Source organism: Actinomadura spongiicola, assembly GCF_003432485.1.
Lineage (GTDB): Bacteria > Actinomycetota > Actinomycetes > Streptosporangiales > Streptosporangiaceae > Spirillospora > Spirillospora spongiicola.
Window position 1 is genome coordinate 295,904 of sequence record NZ_QVNQ01000008.1, and the last position, 19,719, is coordinate 315,622.

20 protein-coding genes are annotated in these 19,719 nt (G+C 72.0%); 10 read left to right on the plus strand and 10 right to left on the minus strand.

Annotation, left to right across the window (positions count from 1 at the left end):
* The first annotated feature begins 120 nt into the window (after nucleotides 1-120).
* A complete protein-coding gene (locus D0T12_RS25500; protein WP_117402278.1) occupies nucleotides 121-2,058 on the plus strand; it encodes a Xaa-Pro dipeptidyl-peptidase in 1,938 nt (645 codons plus the stop codon).
* A 62-nt stretch (nucleotides 2,059-2,120) separates the two neighbouring features.
* Here D0T12_RS25500 and D0T12_RS25505 read toward each other — a convergent pair whose 3' ends face one another.
* Both D0T12_RS25505 and D0T12_RS25510 read right to left on the minus strand, forming a co-directional pair.
* The gene (locus D0T12_RS25505) at nucleotides 2,121-3,746 is read right to left on the minus strand and encodes a flavin monoamine oxidase family protein (protein ID WP_158581629.1); all 1,626 of its coding nucleotides are present in this window, start codon (nucleotides 3,744-3,746) and stop codon (nucleotides 2,121-2,123) included.
* A 306-nt stretch (nucleotides 3,747-4,052) separates the two neighbouring features.
* Entirely contained in the window at nucleotides 4,053-5,135 is a 1,083-nt protein-coding gene (locus D0T12_RS25510) for a DNA polymerase domain-containing protein (RefSeq protein WP_117402282.1), read from the minus strand.
* Nucleotides 5,136-5,186: 51 nt separating this feature from the next.
* On the opposite strand from D0T12_RS25510, the gene msrB reads away from it, so the two are divergent.
* Nucleotides 5,187-5,588 (plus strand): peptide-methionine (R)-S-oxide reductase MsrB, encoded by a 402-nt coding sequence (gene msrB, locus D0T12_RS25515; protein WP_117402285.1) that lies wholly within the window; start codon nucleotides 5,187-5,189, stop codon nucleotides 5,586-5,588.
* Between the two features lie 4 nt (nucleotides 5,589-5,592).
* Here msrB and hemQ read toward each other — a convergent pair whose 3' ends face one another.
* Together hemQ and hemG are read right to left on the minus strand one after the other, a co-directional pair.
* Nucleotides 5,593-6,276, minus strand: a complete 684-nt coding sequence (gene hemQ / locus D0T12_RS25520) for a hydrogen peroxide-dependent heme synthase (RefSeq protein WP_117402287.1) — start codon at nucleotides 6,274-6,276, stop codon at nucleotides 5,593-5,595.
* Nucleotides 6,248-7,705 (minus strand): protoporphyrinogen oxidase, encoded by a 1,458-nt coding sequence (gene hemG, locus D0T12_RS25525; protein ID WP_117402289.1) that lies wholly within the window; start codon nucleotides 7,703-7,705, stop codon nucleotides 6,248-6,250. The genes hemQ and hemG overlap by 29 nt, the downstream gene beginning before the upstream one ends.
* A gap of 136 nt (nucleotides 7,706-7,841) precedes the next feature.
* On the opposite strand from hemG, the gene D0T12_RS25530 reads away from it, so the two are divergent.
* Nucleotides 7,842-8,786, plus strand: a complete 945-nt coding sequence (locus D0T12_RS25530) for a DUF4349 domain-containing protein (RefSeq protein ID WP_117402292.1) — start codon at nucleotides 7,842-7,844, stop codon at nucleotides 8,784-8,786.
* A 321-nt stretch (nucleotides 8,787-9,107) separates the two neighbouring features.
* On the opposite strand, the gene hemE is transcribed toward D0T12_RS25530, so the two are convergent.
* Complete coding sequence (gene hemE / locus D0T12_RS25535; RefSeq protein WP_267900422.1) at nucleotides 9,108-10,124, minus strand: uroporphyrinogen decarboxylase; 1,017 nt, start codon at nucleotides 10,122-10,124, stop codon at nucleotides 9,108-9,110.
* 147 nt (nucleotides 10,125-10,271) lie between these two features.
* On the opposite strand from hemE, the gene D0T12_RS25540 reads away from it, so the two are divergent.
* The 3 genes from D0T12_RS25540 (at nucleotide 10,272) to D0T12_RS25550 (ending at nucleotide 12,730) form a co-directional block, all read left to right on the plus strand.
* A complete protein-coding gene (locus D0T12_RS25540; RefSeq protein WP_117402294.1) occupies nucleotides 10,272-10,478 on the plus strand; it encodes a hypothetical protein in 207 nt (68 codons plus the stop codon).
* A 175-nt stretch (nucleotides 10,479-10,653) separates the two neighbouring features.
* Nucleotides 10,654-11,220, plus strand: a complete 567-nt coding sequence (locus tag D0T12_RS25545; protein WP_117402296.1) for a DUF3000 domain-containing protein — start codon at nucleotides 10,654-10,656, stop codon at nucleotides 11,218-11,220.
* 310 nt (nucleotides 11,221-11,530) lie between these two features.
* Nucleotides 11,531-12,730: a ribonuclease D gene (locus D0T12_RS25550; RefSeq protein WP_199487707.1), complete on the plus strand. Its 1,200-nt coding sequence runs from the start codon at nucleotides 11,531-11,533 to the stop codon at nucleotides 12,728-12,730.
* A 19-nt stretch (nucleotides 12,731-12,749) separates the two neighbouring features.
* On the opposite strand, the gene D0T12_RS25555 is transcribed toward D0T12_RS25550, so the two are convergent.
* The 5 genes from D0T12_RS25555 to D0T12_RS25575 form a co-directional block, all read right to left on the minus strand.
* Nucleotides 12,750-13,112 carry a hypothetical protein gene (locus D0T12_RS25555; protein ID WP_117402300.1) on the minus strand — a complete coding sequence of 121 codons (363 nt, stop codon included), beginning with the start codon at nucleotides 13,110-13,112 and terminating at the stop codon, nucleotides 12,750-12,752.
* Nucleotides 13,113-13,196: 84 nt separating this feature from the next.
* Nucleotides 13,197-14,408, minus strand: coding sequence for an ABC transporter permease (locus D0T12_RS25560; protein WP_117402507.1), 1,212 nt, complete (start codon nucleotides 14,406-14,408; stop codon nucleotides 13,197-13,199).
* Nucleotides 14,409-14,413: 5 nt separating this feature from the next.
* On the minus strand, nucleotides 14,414-15,115 hold the full coding sequence (locus D0T12_RS25565; RefSeq protein ID WP_199487708.1) for an ABC transporter ATP-binding protein: 702 nt from the start codon (nucleotides 15,113-15,115) through the stop codon (nucleotides 14,414-14,416).
* The gene (locus D0T12_RS25570; RefSeq protein ID WP_233526285.1) at nucleotides 15,115-16,158 is read right to left on the minus strand and encodes a peptidoglycan-binding protein; all 1,044 of its coding nucleotides are present in this window, start codon (nucleotides 16,156-16,158) and stop codon (nucleotides 15,115-15,117) included. The genes D0T12_RS25565 and D0T12_RS25570 overlap by 1 nt, the downstream gene beginning before the upstream one ends.
* Nucleotides 16,155-16,472: a hypothetical protein gene (locus tag D0T12_RS25575; RefSeq protein WP_147339628.1), complete on the minus strand. Its 318-nt coding sequence runs from the start codon at nucleotides 16,470-16,472 to the stop codon at nucleotides 16,155-16,157. Before D0T12_RS25575 ends, D0T12_RS25570 begins: the two co-directional genes overlap by 4 nt.
* Before the next feature lie 58 nt (nucleotides 16,473-16,530).
* On the opposite strand from D0T12_RS25575, the gene D0T12_RS25580 reads away from it, so the two are divergent.
* The 4 genes from D0T12_RS25580 (at nucleotide 16,531) to D0T12_RS25595 (ending at nucleotide 19,714) form a co-directional block, all read left to right on the plus strand.
* A complete protein-coding gene (locus tag D0T12_RS25580) occupies nucleotides 16,531-16,722 on the plus strand; it encodes a hypothetical protein (RefSeq protein WP_117402305.1) in 192 nt (63 codons plus the stop codon).
* An 85-nt stretch (nucleotides 16,723-16,807) separates the two neighbouring features.
* Nucleotides 16,808-17,704: an SMP-30/gluconolactonase/LRE family protein gene (locus D0T12_RS25585; protein ID WP_117402307.1), complete on the plus strand. Its 897-nt coding sequence runs from the start codon at nucleotides 16,808-16,810 to the stop codon at nucleotides 17,702-17,704.
* An 88-nt stretch (nucleotides 17,705-17,792) separates the two neighbouring features.
* A complete protein-coding gene (locus tag D0T12_RS25590; protein WP_117402308.1) occupies nucleotides 17,793-18,455 on the plus strand; it encodes a response regulator transcription factor in 663 nt (220 codons plus the stop codon).
* Between the two features lie 11 nt (nucleotides 18,456-18,466).
* Entirely contained in the window at nucleotides 18,467-19,714 is a 1,248-nt protein-coding gene (locus tag D0T12_RS25595; protein WP_233526286.1) for a sensor histidine kinase, read from the plus strand.
* The last annotated feature ends 5 nt before the right edge of the window (nucleotides 19,715-19,719 follow it).

Sequence of the window (19,719 nt, forward strand, 5' to 3'; positions counted from 1 at the left end):
GGGCCGGTTCCGCTCTTTACGGGGTGTACGGCGAAGAGGAGCCTGTGCCTCCGTAGAGATCATTCTTCCTCTAGGAGGTGCGGGTTGGCCAGGCGATCCCTGAGACGAACCCGGCGGACGATGACGGTGGCCGTGCTCACCGGCGCGGCACTCGCCGCGGCGGGCGGGGCGGCGGCCCTGGCGCAGACGACTCCCAAGATCGTGGTGAAGGGCGGTGTGACGCAGCCGGTCTTCTCCTACAAGGACGCGATCCGCGAGCACGTGTACGTCGAGTCGACCGTGGACAGCGACCGTGACGGCAGGCGTGACCGGGTCCGCGTGGACATCGTCCGGCCCAAGGAGACCCAGAACGGTCTCAAGGTGCCGGTGATCATGGATGAGAGTCCCTACTACGACAACGCGGGACGCGGTAACGAGAACGAGCGCAAGACCTACGACGCCGCCGGGAACCCGACGAAGTTCCCGCTGTACTACGACAACTACTTCGTGCCGCGCGGTTACGCGTTCCTCGCCGTGGACATGGTGGGCACGACCAAGTCGGACGGCTGCCCGGTGAGCGGCGGCCCGTCCGACGTCCTCGGCGGGAAGGCCGTCGTCGACTGGTTGAACGGGCGCGCGAAGGCGTACCGGGCGAACGGCTCCCAGGTGGCCGCGACCTGGTCGACCGGGCGCACCGCCATGATCGGCAAGTCGTACGACGGGACGCTCGCCAACGGGGTCGCCGCGACCGGCGTGGAGGGCCTGGAGACGATCGTGCCGATCTCGGCGATCAGCACCTGGTACCGCTACAGCCGCATGAACGGCGTGCTGTACCGGACGGGCTACCAGCAGTGGCTCGCCGACTACGTCGACACCGACCCGCCCGCGAAGTGCGCCGCCGTCCGCGACGATCTCGCGAGGGACCAGGACGACAGGACCGGCAACTACAACGACTACTGGAAGACCGCCGACTACCTGGACGGCACCATCGGCAACGTCGGCAACGTCCGCGCCAGCGTCTTCGCCTATCACGGTGTCAACGACCTGAACGTCAAGGACGACCATTTCGCGGTGTGGTGGCAGGCCCTCGCGAGGCAGGGCGTCGAGCGGAAGGTGTGGCTGTCGCAGCGCGGCCACGTCGACCCGTTCGACATCCGGCGGGCCGACTGGGTCGCGGCCCTGCACAAGTGGTTCGACCATGAGCTGCACAAGGTCCGCAACGGGGTGATGGACGAGCCGCGCGCCGACATCGAGGTCGGCCCCGACCAGTGGGTCACCGAGGAGGACTGGCCGTCCCAGAACGGCATCTACATCCAGATGCGGCCCCTTGAGAACGGCGGGTTCGGCATCGGGGACCGCGCCCCGGAGGGCTCGACCGTCACGTTCACCGACGCGCCCGGGCCGAACGGCAAGGGCTACCCGGAGGGCGACATGGTCAGCTCGCCGGGGACGGCCCGCCCGTACCGGGTCGCCTTCGTGTCGGAGCCGTTGGGGGGTACGTCCCGCATCTCCGGAACGCCCGACGCGGAACTGCGGATCAAGCTGGACAAGCCGACGGCCAACCTGACCGCGCTGCTCGTCGACTACGGCGAGGACACCCGCGTCGACTACCTCGGCACCGGCTCGGGCATCCGGACCCTCAACACCGAGGACTGCCACGGGGAGAGCGTCCCCGCCGACGACGCCTGCTACAAGCAGACGGCGGTCACCACGGTGAAGTCGGCGGTGAACGTCGTGGCGCGCGGCTGGCTCGACGCCCAGAACGACCGGTCGCTGAGCAACCCGACGCCGCTGGAGCCGGGACGCTACTACGACGTCCGGTGGGAGACGCTCACCCAGGAGTACAAGCTGAAGAAGGGGCACCGGCTGGGGCTGATCATCGCCGGGACGGACGCCGACTACAACACCGAGACGCCGACCGGCGCCAAGGTGACGGTCGACCTGCACAACAGCTCCTTCAGCCTCCCGTTGACCGGGTTCGAGGACGACGCCAAGGCGCTCGTCCCGCCGCGGTCGAAGACGAGGTGGCCGGGGCCGTCGAACGTGACGCTTCCCGTCCAGGAACGCAGGTTCCACTGAGAATCCGTGTCGAGGCCGCCGTCCCCTCGGGGGCGGCGGCCTCGCCGTGCCGGAGCGCGGGGTCAGCGGCCGGTCGTCAGCCGCCGGGAATCCGGGACCTGCCGGACGGTCGCACGGGTGCCGCGCCGGTCACCGTTGATGGTCTCGAAGGCCCACTCCGCGGACATCATCGCGCCCTCCTGCCAGCCGGGCAGCGGGCAGACCTGGTCGCCGATCACCATGACGTTGCCGTGCCCCTGGACGTTGATCAAGGTCTCGTACATCTCCCGGTGCTCGGGGACGCCGCGGTCCCAGTGGGCCCATGCGCCGAGCTGGTAGGGCACCTTGTGCCAGGCGACGCTCAGACCCTGCCGGTCCGGGATGACGGACCGGTCGGTGAACTCGCGGTGCAGCCTCGCCCCGGCGGCCCGTGCCGTCTCCAGGCGCCCGGCGTGCGAGCGGGCGCCGAACCTCGCCCCGTTGTCGTAGGCGCAGTAGGCGCCGATCAAGATGCCCTTGTCGGCCGCGGAGAAGTAGTCCCCGGACGGGTACCAGATCTGCTGGATCTCGTCGTCGACCCAGCTCACGCCACCGTAGATCCGGTTCTTCCCCGACTCCCAGAACCGCCGGTTCGCCTGCCAGCCCATCTTGCACCCCGGCACGAACTCGACGTCGGCGACGGCGCGGGCGAAGTCGCGGGAGAAGCCCTTGAGCTGGACGCTCTGCCGCAGGACCGGGACGGGAATGCTGCTCAGGCAGTAGTCGAAACGCTCATCGTGTTCGCCGTCGGCGTCCTTCCACGCGACCCGCACCCCGTCCTCGCCGGATCGGATGGCGTGCACCGGAGCGTTGAGAGTGACGGTCCCGGCGGGCAGCGCGGACGCCATGCCACGGACGATCCTGTCCATTCCGCCGACCGGTTGGAATAATGTGGCCTGGTAGCCGTATTCGAGTTCGTCCCAGAAGCGCTGCTCCCAGAATCCACTCTCCACGATGTCGCGGAGAGACAGCGGGTCGATCTTCTCCGCCCACGTCGGGATGCTGGGCGGCACGGCCACACCCGAGCGCAAGGACCCCTGGTAGACGTGGTCCTCCGTGTCGAGATCGCCGAACGCGGCCAGCAGGTCCAGCAGCCTGCCGCGTTGGGCGTCGCTCAGTCCGCCGGCGTCGGGCAGCCCCTTCTTGACGGCCGCCGCCGCGAGCTGGGCGACATATCCGCGGACATCGTTGGAGATCCGGCCGTTGGACACGGGCGCCCGCCGCCACACCCTGTCGGTCTGGTACAGGTTCGCGGCGCTCCGTATCAGATACGGTTGGAGCGGGACGCCGAGCCTGCGGCACATTCCGATGACACGCTGGTGCTCGTAGGAAAAGCGCGCAGGTCCGAGGTCGGCGTGGAGACCGCGATCGAATCGGCATTTCTGGGTGCGGACCGAGCCGTCCTCCCATACCTCGGTGATCGTGTCCCCGCGCCGGACGGTGAGGTTGCGCCCGCCGACGCGCCCCTGCGCCTCCAGAACGGTCACCTTGTAGCCCGCCTCGGCGAACTTCAGCGCGGCGGTCAGCCCGCTGACCCCGGCGCCGAGGATCGCGACGGTCCTGCCGCCGCCCCTCCTCCCGGGCGGCTTCAGTAGGCCGGTGGGCGCGGTCGCCGCGTCGGCCGGGAGGGCACCGGTCATGACCTGCGACAAAGCGGCGGAAGCGGCCATGCCTAGGAACTTCCGGCGAGAAGAGCCGTTGTGCGGCCGGTCCATCGTGCTCCTTCCGGGAGACGTCGACGGCAAGCCCGATCATTCGTCGGACGAACAGCACGCTAAATGACTCCGGCAATTGCGGATAGAGAGGAGAAACGACCGAGTCGATCACACAACGCAAAGCGTCCAGCTCATACGGCGGCGCCGAAATCGTCCGACATCGGCCAGGCGAATTCGGCATGAGAAAACCAGCACACGGGGACGTCGAAGTGGCGGGGCGTGGGCGTCGGTCGCGGCCCGCCGATCAAACTGCTCCCCGTGTCAGCGGTTGTCGGTGTCCTTGCTGGGTTGGACGCGTTTCGGCTCGCCCGGCATCTTCGGGTAGTTGGGCGGATACGGCATGTCGCCGAGGCCGTGGTCGCGTTCGTCGCGGTCGGCGAGGTCGAGGAGACCCTCGATGGAGAACGACTCGTCGTCGATGGCGGCGTGCAGGTCGCCCACCTCGGCGAAGCGGGCGGGCATGGTGGCGATGGTGAAGTCGTGCGGGTCGACGTCGGCGAGTTCGTCCCATGTCACGGGGGCCGAGACGGCGGCGTGCGGGACCGGGCGCACGCTGTAGGCGGACGCGATCGTCCTGTCCCGTGCATTTTGGTTGTAATCGATAAAAACTTGTTCCCCTCTTTCCTCTTTCCACCATTTAGTGGTGACCTCGGAGGGGGTGCGGCGTTCCACCTCGCGGCCGAACGCGAGGGCGGCCCGGCGGACCTCGGTGAACGACCAGCGGGGCTCGATACGGACGTAGATGTGCACCCCGCCCTTGCCGGACGTCTTGACGAAACCGGTGAGGCCCAGCTCCGCCAGCAGGTCGCGGGCGGGACCGAGGGCGACGCGGACGGCGTCGGAGAAGTCGGTGCCGGGCTGCGGGTCGAGGTCGATGCGCAGTTCGTCCGGATGATCGACGTCGCCGTCCCGGACGGGCCACGGGTGGAACGTCAGCGTACCGAGGTTGGCGGCCCAGGCGATGACGGCGACCTCCGTCGGGCGGACCTCGTCGGCGGAGCGGCCGCTGGGGAACGCGATCCGGGAGGTGCGCACCCAGTCGGGGGCGCCCTTGGGGACGCGCTTCTGGTAGAAGGCGTCCGACTTTCCGCCGCCCATGCCCGCCTGGCCGCGGGCGTAGTCCTCCCGGGTGGCCATCCGGGCGCCCTCGAAGACGCCCGCGGGCCAGCGCTCCAGCGTCGTCGGACGGTCGCGGGTGGCGCGCAGGATCCCCTCCCCCACGGCCACGTAGTACTCCACGAGCTGCCGCTTGGTGTAGCCGTGCTCGGGGAAATAGACCTTGTCGGGGTTGGACACCTTGACGAGCCGATCCCCGACCGGGATCTCTATATAGGGCGAGGCCATGTCTGCACGTTAACCCACAGGTGGGACAGGCCGCCGGGTACGGTCGGGTGTATGCAGAAGATCCACAAGAGCGAGGAAGAGTGGCGGGCCGAGCTCAGCCCCGAGGAGTTCCGCGTGCTGCGGCAGGCGGGCACGGAGCGGCCCTTCACCGGGAAGTACACCGACACCAAGACCGTCGGGGTGTACCGGTGCCGTGGCTGCGGGACGGAGCTGTTCCGGTCGGAGACCAAGTTCGAGAGTCACTGCGGCTGGCCGTCGTTCTACGCGCCGTCCGACTCCACCGCCGTCACGTTGATCGAGGACCGTTCCCTCGGCATGGTCCGCACCGAGGTGCGGTGCGCGACGTGCGACTCGCACCTCGGCCACGTCTTCCACGGCGAGGGCTACGGCACGCCCACCGACGACCGGTACTGCATCAACTCGATCTCGCTCACCCTCGAACCCGCCGGGTAGCGTCCTAGGCGAGGCCGGCGACCAGTTCCGCGACGGACCTGCGACGCCCCGTGTAGAACGGGATCTCCTCGCGGGTGTGGAGGCGGGCCTTCGCGCCCCGTAGATGGCGCATGAGGTCGACGATGCGGTGCAGCTCGTCGGCCTCGAACGCCAGCATCCACTCGTAGTCGCCGAGCGCGAACGCCGACACCGTGTTCGCCCGGACGTCCGGGTACTCGCGGGCCATCATCCCGTGCTCGGCGAGCATCGCGCGGCGCTCCTCGTCCGGCAGCAGGTACCACTCGTACGACCGGACGAACGGGTACACGCACACGTAGGGACGCGGCTCCTCGTCGGCGAGGAACGCCGGGATGTGGCTCTTGTTGAACTCGGCCGGGCGGTGCAGCGCCATCTGCGACCACACCGGCTCGCTCGCGCGGCCCAGGTGCGTCCGGCGGAACCGGGTGTAGACCTCCTGGAGGTCGTCGGACGTGGGCGCGTGCCACCAGAACATGTAGTCGGCGTCGGCGCGCAGCCCGGCGACGTCGTAGGCGCCGCGGGTGGTGACGTCCTTCTCGGCGACCTGGTCGAGGAGGTCCTGGACCTCGGCCGCGTCGTGCTCGCCGACCGTTCCGGGGGCGGTGAGCCGGAACACCGACCACATCGTGTAGCGGATGACGTTATTGAGCTCGCGTGCCTTCTGCGCCATGATCTGCTCCTTCTCGGCTGCGCAGGTCGTCCAATATCCGGGTGGCCGCCGCGTGCGCCGAGGCGACGCAGGCGGGCACGCCCAGGCCGTCGTAGGCGGCGCCCGCGACGGCGAGGCCCGGCTGGTCGGCGACCGCGGCCCGGACCCTGGCCACGCGGTCGGCGTGGCCCACGTTGTACTGCGGAAGCCCGCCGCCCCACCGGGTGACCCGGGTCTCGACGGGCGGCCCGGTGACGCCGCAGGTCGCGGCGAGCTCGGCGACCGCGACGTCCGCCAGCTCCGTGTCGGACCGCTGGAGCGTGCGTTCCTCCCCGAACCGTCCGATGGAGCAGCGCACCACGATGAGGCCGGGGTCGCGGTCGCGCAGGTGGGGCCATTTCACCGAGCTGAACGTGACGGCCTTGACGCCGCGTCCGCCCCGTTCCGGGTCGCTCTCCACGGCGGGGACGAGGTATCCGCTGCCCTTGGGCAGGCGCGGGAACGCGGCGGCCGGGTAGGCGAGCGTGACGATGGCCATGCTCGCGTACTCGATGCCCGCGAGTTCCCGGGCGGCGGCGGGGACGTCCGCCTTGAGCAGGCGGGCCGCGGGCGCCGCCGGGACCGCGATCACCACGGCGTCGGCGTCCAGTTGCTCGGGGGCGCGGGTCGGGCCGATCGTGAGCCGCCAGCCGCCGTCGCGGCGGCGCAGCTCGCGGACGGTCGCGCCGGTCCGGACCGTTCCTCCGGCGGCGACGACGTCGTCCGCGACCAGGCCTGGAAGGGTGCCGAGGCCGCCCGGGAGGGTGGCGAACACCGGTCCGGAGTCCTTGGACGACGCGCCCCGGACGCCCTGCGCGGCGCCGATCAACGACCGGTGGGTGCGCGCGGCGGCGGCGACGGCGGGTAGCGCCGTCTCGAACGACAGCAGTTCGACCCGTCCGGCGAACACGCCGCCGAGCAGCGGCTCGACGAGCCGGTCGACGACCTCGCGCCCGAGCCGGGCGCCGACATACGCGGCGACGGACACGTCGCCGCCGCGCGGTGTCTCGGGCAGGACGAGGTCGAGCGGGACGCGCGCCAGCCCGGCCGGGGACAGCACCCGCGACGCGGCCAGCGCCCGCAGGTCGGACGGGACGCCCATCACCTGCCCGGCCGGGAACCGCCGGAGCGCGCCACGGCTGAGGATCGCGGACGAGGTCGTGCCGGGGGCGCGCAGGTCGTCGCCGCGGCCGAGGTCGCGGACCAGGTCGAGCGCCTCGGGGCGGCGGGTGAGGACCGACTCGGCGCCCTCGTCCACCGCGAGTCCGGCGATCTCGCTGACGCGCAGCTTGCCGCCGATCAGCGGGGAGCCCTCCAGCACGGTCACGCGGACGCCGCCCCGGGCCAGCTCGCGCGCCGCGGCGAGGCCCGCGATGCCGCCCCCGACGACGACGGCATGGGACGTGGACATGTCCCAAGCCTCCCAGACGCCCCGGGAGACCGCGCACCGGGGCCCGCCCGCGCCGTGACGGCGGTGTGGCCCGTTCGTGCCCGGATCGCGACGCCGCCGCGGGAACGGTGACCCGGGTCACCGCCGTCCAAGGCCCATGCGGATCGTCAGAAATGCGGCATACGCCCTAACCGTTCTCGCGCTCGCCGGAACACTGTCCGCCTGCGCCGGTGACGACGGCGGTTCCAACGAGTCGAAGGCCGTGGACCACGGCGGCCGGGCGCCCGCGGCCACGAGCGACGGCCTCCGGCAGGAGGGCGCCCCGGCCGCGCCCCGAACCCGGAAGACGCCGAACGCGCCCCTGGACAACGGGCGTGAGGTCGTCCACACGGCGGGCCTCCGGGTCAGGGCGGACGACGTGGAGGCCTCGGCCGCCAAGGCCAAGCAGCTGGTCACGGCGGTCGGCGGCTATGTCGAGCGGGAGTCCAGCTCCAGCGACCCGGCCCGCTCCGAGATCGCCCTGAAGATCCCGGCCGCCCAGTACACCGCCGTGTTGAACCAGCTCGCCACACAGCTCGGGAAGAAGCTCTCGCTGACCCAGGAGGCCGAGGACGTCACGGGCGAGGTGGCGGACGTGCAGGCCCGGGTCCGCTCCGCCGAGGCGACGCTCGTGTCGTTCCGCAAGCTCCTCGAACGGGCGAACTCCGTCAGCGAGATCATCAACATCGAGAACGAGATCGCGGAACGGGAGGCCGACCTGGAGGCGCTCCAGGCCCGCGAGAAGACGCTCAGTAACCGCACCGCGTACGCGACCGTGACCGTGACGCTGGTGAGCGAGATCACGCCGCCCGCGGAGGACGACGAGCGCGACGGGTTCGTCGGCGCGCTCCAGGACGGCTGGAATGCCTTCACCGCGTTCCTCGGCGGCATCGCCGTCCTCGTGGGCTGGCTCCTGCCCTTCCTCGTCACCGCAATCCTGCTCGCCGTCCCGGCAGTGGTTTTCCGCCGCCGCCTACGCGCCCGCTTCAGAACGTTCACGACCAGATTCAGGCACACGAACCCCACGGAAGAGGCCCCGCAGCCCCCGCCGCCGTCCACGTGAACCAGGATTCGAGGCAGCCTCAGCCCCGCACGCGAACGCGTTACCCGCCCGGTGCAGCAACGCCGAAGGCGAGCGAAACCGGGCAGATCGCGAAGCGATGCGCGTTCGCCCAGGCCCAGTCACGCAGCGAGCCGCAAGGCGAGCGAAGTGGGCCGAGCCTGTAATAGACACAACGGCCTCAACCCGCACCGAACGCGTGACCCGCCCGGTGGAGCGACGCCGAAGGCGAGCGGAGCCGGGCGGATCGCGAAGCGATGCGCGTTCGCCCAGGAACGGTCACGTAGCGAGCCGCAAGGCGAGCGAAGTGGGCCGTTCCTGCAATTAAACCGAGTGGACGAAGTCCACGAGGCGGGCCAGGACGTCCGGGTCCGTGGACGGAAGGACGCCGTGGCCGAGGTTGAAGATGTGGCCCTCGGCGGTGCGGCCCCGGGTGAGCACGTCTTGCGCGCGGCGCTCCACGGTCTCCCATGGGGCGAACAGGATGGCCGGGTCGAGGTTGCCCTGGAGGGCTTTGCCGGGGTCGACGCGGCGGGCGGCCTCGTCCAGCGGCACCCGCCAGTCGACGCCGACGACGTCGGCGCCCGCCTCGCCCATCAGGCCGAGCAGTTCACCCGTGCCGACGCCGAAGTGGATGCGGGGGACGCCGAGCGGCTCGATCTCTGCGAAGATGCGGCGGGTGTGCGGCAGGACGGACTCGCGGTAGTCGTGCGCGGAGACGGCGCCGACCCACGAGTCGAACACCTGCACGGCGCTCGCGCCCGCCGCGACCTGCACCTTCAGGAACGCGATCGTGAGGTCGGCGAGACGGCCCATGAGGGCGGACCACAGCCGCGGCTCGCCGTACATCATGGCCTTGGTGCGCTCGTGGTTCTTCGACGGCCCGCCCTCGATCAGGTAGGACGCCAGCGTGAACGGGCCGCCCGCGAAGCCGATCAGCGGTGTCGCGCCCAGCTCGCCGACCAGGCCTTGGACGGCTTCGGTCACGTAGGGGACGTCGTCCGGGACGAGGGGGCGCAGCGCGGCGAGATCGGCGGCGTCGCGGATCGGGTCGGCGATGACGGGCCCCACGCCCGGTTTGATGTCGAGGTCCACGCCGATGGCCTTCAGCGGCACCATGATGTCGCTGAAGAAGATCGCCGCGTCCACCGCGTACCGGCGCACCGGCTGCATCGTGATCTCGACGATCATGTCGGGGCGGGCGCAGGACTCCAGCATCGGGACGCCGTCGCGGACGCGCAGGTACTCGGGGAGCGAACGGCCGGCCTGCCGCATGAACCACACCGGCGTGTGCGGCACCGGACGCCGGCGGCACGCCAGCAGGAAGGGGCTCTCAGTCACCTTGCGATCGTCCCATGAAACGAGGGTGAGAAAGCACGGGAACGGCGCCCGGAGCGGTACGAACTTCCGGACACGCCGAGCGAAGTCCCGCATTCTGTCACCGCCGCGTGCGAACGTGATGCGTGTCATAGCCGAGGGAGGTCCCCCTTGTACTGCTCCACCTGCGGTGATGAACGTGAGTTCGAGCAGCCGCCGTGTCCGGACGGCCACGGCGAGGAGTGCCCCGAGCGCGCCTGCGTGGAGTGCGGCGCCGCCGTGCTCGTCGGCTCGCCGCCGGCCGCGCCCGCGGCCGCCGCTTCGGGACCCGTTCCAGGACCGCCCGCCCCCGCGGCCACCGTGCGGGCCGTGGCCTGACCGGCCCGGCCCCCGAGACGAAACCAGCTGTGCCGTGCCTGCTTCCCCTCCGCGTCCCTCCGTCGCCGCCCTCCCCGTTCGTGGCGGCGCGCCGCCACGGGCCCGTCATCCCGACCATCGATCCGAAGCACGCCCCCGTCCTCGTACACGCCACCGCGACCAGGCCGGTCCATCCATGAACCCACCTGCCTTCCAGCGGGCCCTCGACACCCTCCAGGCGATCCTCGCCGGTCCGGGCGTCCGACCGGAGCTCGACCTGGAGGAGATGCCCGCGCCGCAGAGCCTCGCGCCCTACGCGGCGGCCATGTCCGGCAGCGTCTACCGTGACGACGACACCGAGGTCGCCATGGGCCGCCTCATCGTCCTGTACGACCCGGACGGGCGCGGCGGCTGGACGAACGACTTCCGGATCGTCGCCTACATCCGCGCCGACCTGGAGCCCGACATCGCCGCCGACGAGCTGATCGGCTCCGTCGCGTGGGACTGGCTGCTGGAGGCGCTGGAGCCCGCCGGGTACGCGGGCGTGTCCGGGACGATCACCCGCGCGGTGTCGGAGAGCTTCGGCGACAAGCGCGGCGAGCCGTCCACCACCGAGTTGGAGCTTCGGGCGTCCTGGTCCCCGACGGGCGACGACCTCGCCCCGCATGTGGCGGCCTGGTGCGAGGTGATGTGCACCACGGCGGGGTTGCCGCCGTCCGGTGTCGCCGCGCTGCCCGACCGCCCTGGCGGCGCGGGCGGCTGAGCGACGTACGGTAGGGGACGTGAGCACAGCGTCCGAGCCACCGCCCGAGCCACCGCCCGAGGTCGGGGCGGCCGCGGGGGAGCACACGGAGGCGGACGGCCCGTTTCGTCCGCCGGTGTCCCGGACGTCTCGCGGGGCTCGTCGATCCGAAGATGAAAAAGGTTCAGTGGGAGTGTCCGAAACGCGCGCCACCGGCCCCGAGCGGGAGACCGGTGCGGAGAACACGGCCGCGAAGCGGTCCGGGACCGTTCCAGCACAGGCCGCCCCGCGGCCGGAGTCCGAGGGCGGCGCCGGTCCCCCGGCCGTCCCGCTGCTGGAACCGCGCGAGGGCGTCCCGCCCGTGATCACCGGCACCGCCGAACTGGAACGTGTCATCGCGGCGTTCGCGGCGGGCACGGGGCCCGTCGCGGTCGACGCCGAACGGGCGTCCGGCTACCGGTACGGGCAGCGCGCCTACCTGATCCAGCTGCGCCGCGCGGGGTCCGGCACGGTCCTGATCGACCCGATCGGGCTGCCCGACCTGTCGGGCCTGGACGCCGTGCTCGCCGGCGCCGAGATGGTGCTGCACGCCGCCAACCAGGACCTACCCTGCCTCGCCGAGGTCGGGCTCGTTCCGCGCCGGCTGTTCGACACCGAGCTGGCGGGACGGCTGCTCGGCTACCCGCGCGTCGGGCTCGGGTCCATGGTCGAGAACGTGCTGGGATACGTGCTGGAGAAGGGGCATTCGGCGGCCGACTGGTCGACGCGCCCGCTCCCGGAGGACTGGCTGCGCTACGCCGCGCTGGACGTCGAACTGCTGGTGGAGCTGCGCGACGCGCTGCACGCGGAGCTGACGGCCGCGGGCAAGCTGGAGTGGGCGCTGGAGGAGTTCGCCGCGATCCTGACGACGCCGCCGAAGCCGCCGCGGGCGGATCCGTGGCGCCGCACGTCCGGCATCCACCGCGTACGGAACCGGCGGGCGCTCGCCACGGTCCGGGAGATCTGGGAGGCCCGCGACAAGATCGCCCGCGAGCGGGATCTGTCGCCCGGCCGGGTGCTCCAGGACGCCGCCATCATCGAGCTGGCGCAGCGCGCCCCGCGGACGCCCGCCGAGTTGCAGGCGCTGCCGACGATGCGGGGCCGCGGCGCCCGCCGCCACCAGTCGGCGTGGCTGCGCGCCGTCGCCCGCGCCCGCGAGCTCACCGACCGCGGGCTGCCGGATTCGACCGTCCCCGGCGACGGGCCGCCGCCCGCGCACCGCTGGGCCGACCGCGACCCGGAGGCCGCCAAGCGCCTCACCGCCGCCCGCGCGGTCGTCGCGGCCCTCGCCGACGAGCACTCGATGCCGTCGGAGAACCTGATGCAGCCCGACCTCGTCCGCCGCCTCGCCTGGACGCCGCCGCCGGAGGCGTCCGCCTCGGCCGTCGGCGCGGCCCTGCGCGACCTCGGCGCCCGCCACTGGCAGGTCGCGCTCACCGCCCAGCCCATCGCCCGTGCCTTCCTGCGCCTGGAGCACAAGGGAGACCTCTGAGACCCGTCTCGTTCAGACCTCAGAGGTCGGGGAGGGGGTCGCGGGGAAGGCTGTCGCGGGCGAAGATCTCCGCGTCGGCCGCGTTGACGACGGCGACGTACTCGTCCTCCAGCTCGAAGTCCGCGCCCGCGAACTCGAAGTACGGCGTCACGTTGGTCTCCACCGGCCCGATGCGGGTGCCGCGCGGGTAACTGCCCCACACGCTCTTCGGCGTGCTGCGGCTCATCGCGCCGGTGGAGATCACCGAGATCTGGTCGTCGGTGATGACGAAGATGAAGCCCACGCCGCCGCCGTAGGTCAACGCCGGAAAGATGTAGCGGATCTCCCCGTCGATTCCGAGGAACTCGCGGCAGCGTTCGCGGAGCGGGCGTGACAGCGGCATGACTCGTGCGGCACCTCCCCCGTGCGCGGAACTTCGTCGGGCCCCACCAATCATGCACCGTTCCGCCGTGACGTGGCCAGAGGGTCAGGTCGCGACGAGCGCCACGGTCGGCGGGAGCCGCGCCGCGCGCATCGCCGGGTAGAGGCCCGCGGCCGCCCCGACGGCGAGGGTGGCGGCGAGCGCGCCGCCGAGCGCCCATCCCGGCACGACCGGCGGCCAGCCCCTCGCCAGCGCGAACCCGGTGGTGACCGCCGCGCCGAGCAGGACCCCGGCGACGCCGCCGAACGCCGACAGCAGCAGCGACTCGGCGAGGAACTGCGCGCGGACCTGCCCGCGGGTCGCGCCGAGGGAGCGGCGCAGCCCGATCTCGGATCGCCGTTCCAGCACCGAGATCACCATCGTGTTGGCGATGCCGACGCCGCCGACGAGCAGCGCGACGGCGCCGAGCCCGAGCAGCAGGCCGGTGAACGCGCCGGTCGCGGCGGCCTTGGCCGCCAGGGCGTCCGAGGGGCGGCTGACCTCGACCTCCTCGGGGCGCTCGGGGTTGACCGTCCGGGCGAGAACGCCCCGGACGTCGTCGACGGACGCGTCCGCGGACCGTTCGTAGATCGTCGTGGGATGCCCGTCGAACCCGAGATGGCGGCGCGCCGCGTCCCAGCCGACGAGCGCCGAGCGGTCGATCTCCGGCGCCAGTTCGGCCGGTCGCAGGACGCCGAGGACGACGAACCAGCGGCCGCCGATCCACACCTGCCCGCCCGCGCGGTCCAGCCCGAGCCGCCGCGCCGCCTCGGAGCCGAGCACGACGGCCGGGTGGCGGGACGTGCCCGCGTTCAGCCAGGCGCCGCTCGACACGGTCACGTCGAGGGTGCCGAGCAGGTCCGTCGTCGCGGCCTGGACGGCGATGCCCTGCGAGATCTCCGCGGGGATCCGGTCGGTGCGGCGGACGGTCGCGTCCACCGTTCCGGTCGCGCCGACCGCCGTGACCGGCCCGATCCGGCGGACCATCGCCGGGGCCGACTCGGGCAGCGCCGCCTTCTCCCCGAACAGCGTGTCGCCCGGCTGGGCCCGCAGCAGGTTCGTGCCGAGCCGGTCGAGGCGGCGCAGCAGGTCCTGCTCGGCGGACGAGGAGATCCCGATGACCGCGACCATGGTGGCGATCCCGATGGCGATGCCGAGCGCGGACAGCACCGCCCTGGCCGGACGGGTCCGCAGCCCGCCGAGGCCGACGCGGACGACGTCACCGGCGCCGAGGCGCGCGGGCCGCAGGCGGGTGCCCGTCGCCGCCCTCTCCCTCATGGTGTTCACCGGGTGACCTCCGCTCGCTCGTCGGCTCGCTCGTCGGCGACGATCCGGCCGTCGAGGACGCGGACCCGGCGCGGCGCCCCGGCGGCGACGTCCGGGTCGTGCGTGATGATCGCGACGGTGGTGCCGGCGCGGTTCAGCTCGCGCAGCAGCGCCAGCACCTCGGCGCCCGCCGCGGAGTCGAGGTTGCCGGTCGGCTCGTCCGCCAGCAGCAGGTCGGGGTCGCCGACCACCGCCCGCGCCACCGCGACACGCTGCCGCTCGCCGCCCGAGAGCTCGTGCGGCCGGTGCGCGGTCCGGTGGTCGAGCCCGACCCGGGCGAGGGCCTCCCTCGCCCGTTCCCTGCGCTCCCCCGGCCGGGACCCGCTGTAGAGGAGGCCGTCGGCGACGTTGTCGAGGGCGCTCACACCCGCGGCGAGGTGGAAGTGCTGGAAGACGAACCCGATGTGGCGGGCGCGCAGTGCCGACAGCTCCCGGTCGCCGAGGGCCGCCACCTCGTGACCGGCGACCCGCACGGTTCCCCTGGAGGGGCGGTCCAGCGTCCCGATCAGGTGCAGCAGCGTCGATTTCCCCGACCCGGACGGCCCGACGATCGCGGCGAGTTCCCCCGCCTCGATCGTCAGGTCGACTCCGCGCAGCGCGGCGACACCGGCGCCGTACTCCTTGGCCACACCGGTCAGCTCGACGATGTTCGTGGGCATCATGTGGCCGCCACCCCGACCTGCACGCCTTCGGCGATGCCGGGGCCGCTGACCTCGACGCGACCGCCGCCGAACGTCCCGGCGCGCACGGGCACGAGCCGCGTGCGCGGGCCGTCCACGACCTCGACGCCGAAACCGCCCTCGCGCAGGGCCAGCAGCGCCTCCACCGGCACCGACAGGACGTTCTCGCGCCGCCGGCTCTCCAGTTCGACGCTGACCGGCGCCTCCTCCAGGCGTCCGGTCGGGGCGTCGCCCAGGGAGATGTCGACGCCGATCGTGGTCTTCTTCTCCTGCCCTTCCCCGGTCGTCTCCGCGACGCCGCCGACCTTGGTGATCGTTCCGTTGACGGTCGCGCCGCCCGGCAGCTCGACCGTGACCTTCGCGCCCTCGCGGGCGAGGTCCTGCCGGTCGGCGTCCAGGTCGACGTGGACGACGCGCCGGGTGCCCGCCACGGTCAGGACGGGCTGTCCCTGCGCCGTCCGTTTCCCTTCGGGCGCCGTGACCTGCCTGACGCGGACGGCCCCGTCCAGGAAGACGACCTGGGCGGCGTCGACCGTGCCGGTCTCGGGGAGCCCGCGGTCGTCCTGCCATTTCCTGACGGCGGCCTCGGTCGCCGCGGTGAACTCGCGGTCCACGGTCATGCCGCCGTAGCCGAGGGCCTTGAGGTTGCGTTCGAGTTGCCGCACGTCCTTGCCCGAGACGCCGTTGCCGAGCGTCCGGTACATGGGGCCGCCGCCGTACATGAGGGTGACCGGTCGGCCGTCCACCGCGAGGAGCGTTCCGCCGCGTTCGACCGTGGCGCCCGGCTCCGGCGCCCATGTCACGACACCGGACGCGCCCGTCCACACCTCGCGGACGTCGGCGTACGTGAGTTGGCCGTCCACGGTCTCGGTGTCGACGAGATCGCCCCGGGTCACCGCGGCGGTCGCCGGCCGCGTCCGGGGCCCGGCCTCCGCCTCGTCGCCGTCCGCCGACCAGGCCAGCGCGCCGCCGCCGACCAGCGACAGGACGGCCGCGCCGCCCGCGATCACGCGGCGCCTCACTGGCGGATCACCGTGAGATGGGCCTTGCACGCCTCGCGGGCCTTCTCGAACGCGCCCTCGTCGATGCCGCCGGACGGGAACCTGAGCCGGCCGTCCGGCCCCGGGTCGGGAAGGTTCACGCCGTTCTCGCGCATGCACTGCGCGAACTTGACGTACCGGTCACGGACCTTAGGGTCTTCGAGATCGGGGAGCTTCCCGCCCGCCTGGAGCCAGGGCCGGCATTCGTGCAGCGCGGCCTCCAGTTTCTTCGGGTCGGTTCCTTTGCCGAGCCGCATCGCCTCAAGGTCGCCGCTGCCGGGGTCGGGGACGTCCACGCCGTTCCTCCGCATGCACCGCGCGAATTCGAGTTGCGCGTCCTCCGGAGACATCGACTTGCCCGGTGAGGGCGGTGCCGATGACGGTGCCGATGACGAGGCCGACGCCGTCGTCGACGGTTTCGCCGTCGTCCCGGCGGCCGTGGCGACGCCGTTCTCGTCGTCGCCCGCGCATCCGGCGGTGACGGCCATCAACGACACCGTGATCATCATGGTCAATCTTGGGATTCTCATCGCTACCTCTCCGTAGACCGCCCCTATAACACCGCCATAGGGGTTAAAGCAGCATTAGATAGGTCTGGTCGATTTGTGCGTGATACGAGAAGTTTGTCCCCATGTGGTCTCGAATTCTTACTACCGCACTGATCGTCGGTCTTCTGTGTCCGCTGGGCGCGTCCGCGCGGGCCGAGGCGGCGCCGCCCGACCGGATCCCGCTGCCCGCCGGGTTCCAGCCCGAGGGCATCGCGGCCGGTCCCGGGCCGGTGGCGTTCCTCGGCTCGCGGGCGACGGGCCAGATCTACCGGGCCGACCTCACCACCGGCGAAGGAAAGATCATCAACAAGGGGCCGGGAACGCCCTCGCTCGGCATGAAGGTCAAGGGCAACAGGTTGTACGTGGCCGGTGGCAGGGCCGGCGACGCGCGGGTCCTGGACACCGAGAGCGGGGAGGTCCTCCAGAGCTTCAAGCTCACGACGAAGACGGCCTTCATCAACGACGTCATCGTCGCCGGCGACGGGGCCTGGTTCACGGACTCGACCAACCAGGCGCTCTACCGGACCCCGCTCGAAGGGTCCGGGCCGGTCAAGACCCTGCCGCTGAGCGGGGACATCGTCTACAGGGAGGGCTTCAACGGCAACGGGATCGCCGTGGCGCCCGACGGACGGTCGCTCATCCTCATGCAGTCCAACGCCGGCAAGATCTTCAAGGTCGACCCCGAGACCGGCGTCGGGAAGGCGATCGACCTGCACGGCGAGACGCTGACGGCCGGGGACGGCATCCTGGCCGACGGCCGGACCCTGTACGCGGTGCAGAACGCGCTCAACTCCGTGGCTGTGATCGAACTGAACGAGGACGCCACCGAGGGCCGGGTCACCAAGAAGCTGACCGACCCGCGCTTCGACGTTCCCACGACCGTGGCGAAGGCCGGGGACATGCTGTACCTGCCGAACGCGCGTTTCAGCACGCCGCCCACCCCCCAGACCCCCTACGACATCATCGCGATCAAGCCCTAGCGACCTGCCGCGGACGCCGGCGGCCGTCGGCCGCCGGCGTCGGCGTCTCCTTACCGGCGTTTAACGTCGCGCCGGTCATGCTCGGCCCATGCGTGTTCTGATCGTCGAGGACGAGCGGGTGCTCGCGGACGCGATCGCCGACGGGCTCCGCGACGAGGCGATCGCCGTCGACGCGGTGTACGACGGCGACGACGCGTTGGAGCGTGCCTCCTACAACGAGTACGACGTGGTCGTCCTCGACCGGGACCTGCCGACCGTCCATGGCGACGAGGTGTGCCGGGAACTGGTGCGGCTGAGAAGCTCCGCGCGGATCCTGATGCTGACCGCGGCCGGGGACGTGGAGGACCGGGTGGACGGCCTGTCCCTCGGCGCCGACGACTACCTGCCGAAGCCGTTCGTGTTCGGCGAGCTGGTCGCGCGGGTGCGGGCGCTGGCGCGCCGGTCCGGGCCGCCGGTGCCCCCGGTGCTGGAGCGGCGCGGCATCCGGCTCGACCCGTACCGCCGGAAGGTCGCCCGCGACGGGCGGGAACTGCGGCTGACGAACAAGGAGTTCGCCGTGCTGGAGGAGCTGCTGCGGGCGGAGGGCGGCGTGGTGAGCGCCGAACGGCTGCTCGAACGCGCGTGGGACGAGAACATCGACCCGTTCAGCAACATCGTCCGGGTGACGATGGCGACGCTGCGCCGCAAGCTGGGCGAGCCACCGGTGATCGAGACGGTGACGGGTGCGGGGTACCGGTTGGAGTCGCGATGAGGGTCCGGCCGGTGCCCAGGGTGAGCGTCCGGACGCGGCTGACGCTCGTCTACGGGTCATTGTTCCTCGTCACCTCGGCGATCCTGGTCGCGGTGACGTACCTGCTGACCGTCCGGACCATGGACCGGCGCTTCACGGCGAGCGACGACCTGGACCCGGCGACCGTCACGAAGATGCGCAGCATGGCGGCCACGGGCGACGTCACCGAACTCGTCGCCCTGAAGGAGCGGGCGGACCGGCAGATCGCCCAGCAGAAACGCGACGTGCTGGAGCAGCTCCTGCAGAGTTCCCTGGTCACGATGCTCGTCCTCGGCGTCCTCGCCGTGGTGATCGGGTACGTGGTGGCGGGGCGGATGCTGCGTCCGCTGCACGCCGTCACGGCGGCCGCGCGGCGGCTGTCGGAGAGCAACCTGCACGAGCGGATCGCGCTGGACGGCCCGCAGGACGAGATCAAGGACCTGGCCGACACGTTCAACCGGATGCTGGACCGGCTGAACCGCGCGTTCGACGGCCAGCGCCGTTTCGTCGCCAACGCCTCGCACGAGCTGCGCACGCCGCTGACCATCAACCGGACGGTGCTGGAGGTCGCGCTCGCCAGCCCGAAGAACCCGCCGGAGACCAAGGCGCTCGCGGACGTGCTGCTCGGCAACACGGCCCGCCACGAGCGGCTCATCGAGGGGCTGTTGACGCTGGCCCGGTCCGAGCGCGATCTCGCCGCGCGGGCGGAGACGCCGCTGCCGGACGTGGTCCGCGGCGCGCTCGACCATCTGGACGGCCTGGCCGACGAGGCGGGCGTGGACGTCGAGGCCCGGCTCGCGCCCGCCGCCGTGTCCGGCGATCCGGTGCTGCTGGAACGCTGCGCGGTGAACCTGCTGGAGAACGCCGTGAAGTACAACGCGCGGGGCGGGCGGGTGTGGGTCCGCACGGGCGTGCGGGACGGCTCGGCGTTCCTCCGGGTCGTGAACACCGGCAGGCCCGTCCCGTCCTACGAGGTCGCGGCGATCTACGAGCCGTTCCGGCGGCTGCGTCCGGACCGGCCGCGCGCCGACCGCGACGGGTCCGGCGGCGGGGCCCGGGAGCGGACGGGGTCGGCGGACGGCGCGGGCCTCGGCCTGTCGATCGTCCGGGCGGTGGTGGACGCGCACGGCGGGACGATCGAGACCGTGCCCCGGGAGGGCGGCGGCCTGTCGATCACGGTGCGGCTGCCCGTGTCCGCGGAGGCGGTGCCCGCGAGTTGCGTCCCGGCACTCGGTTACTAGCGAGT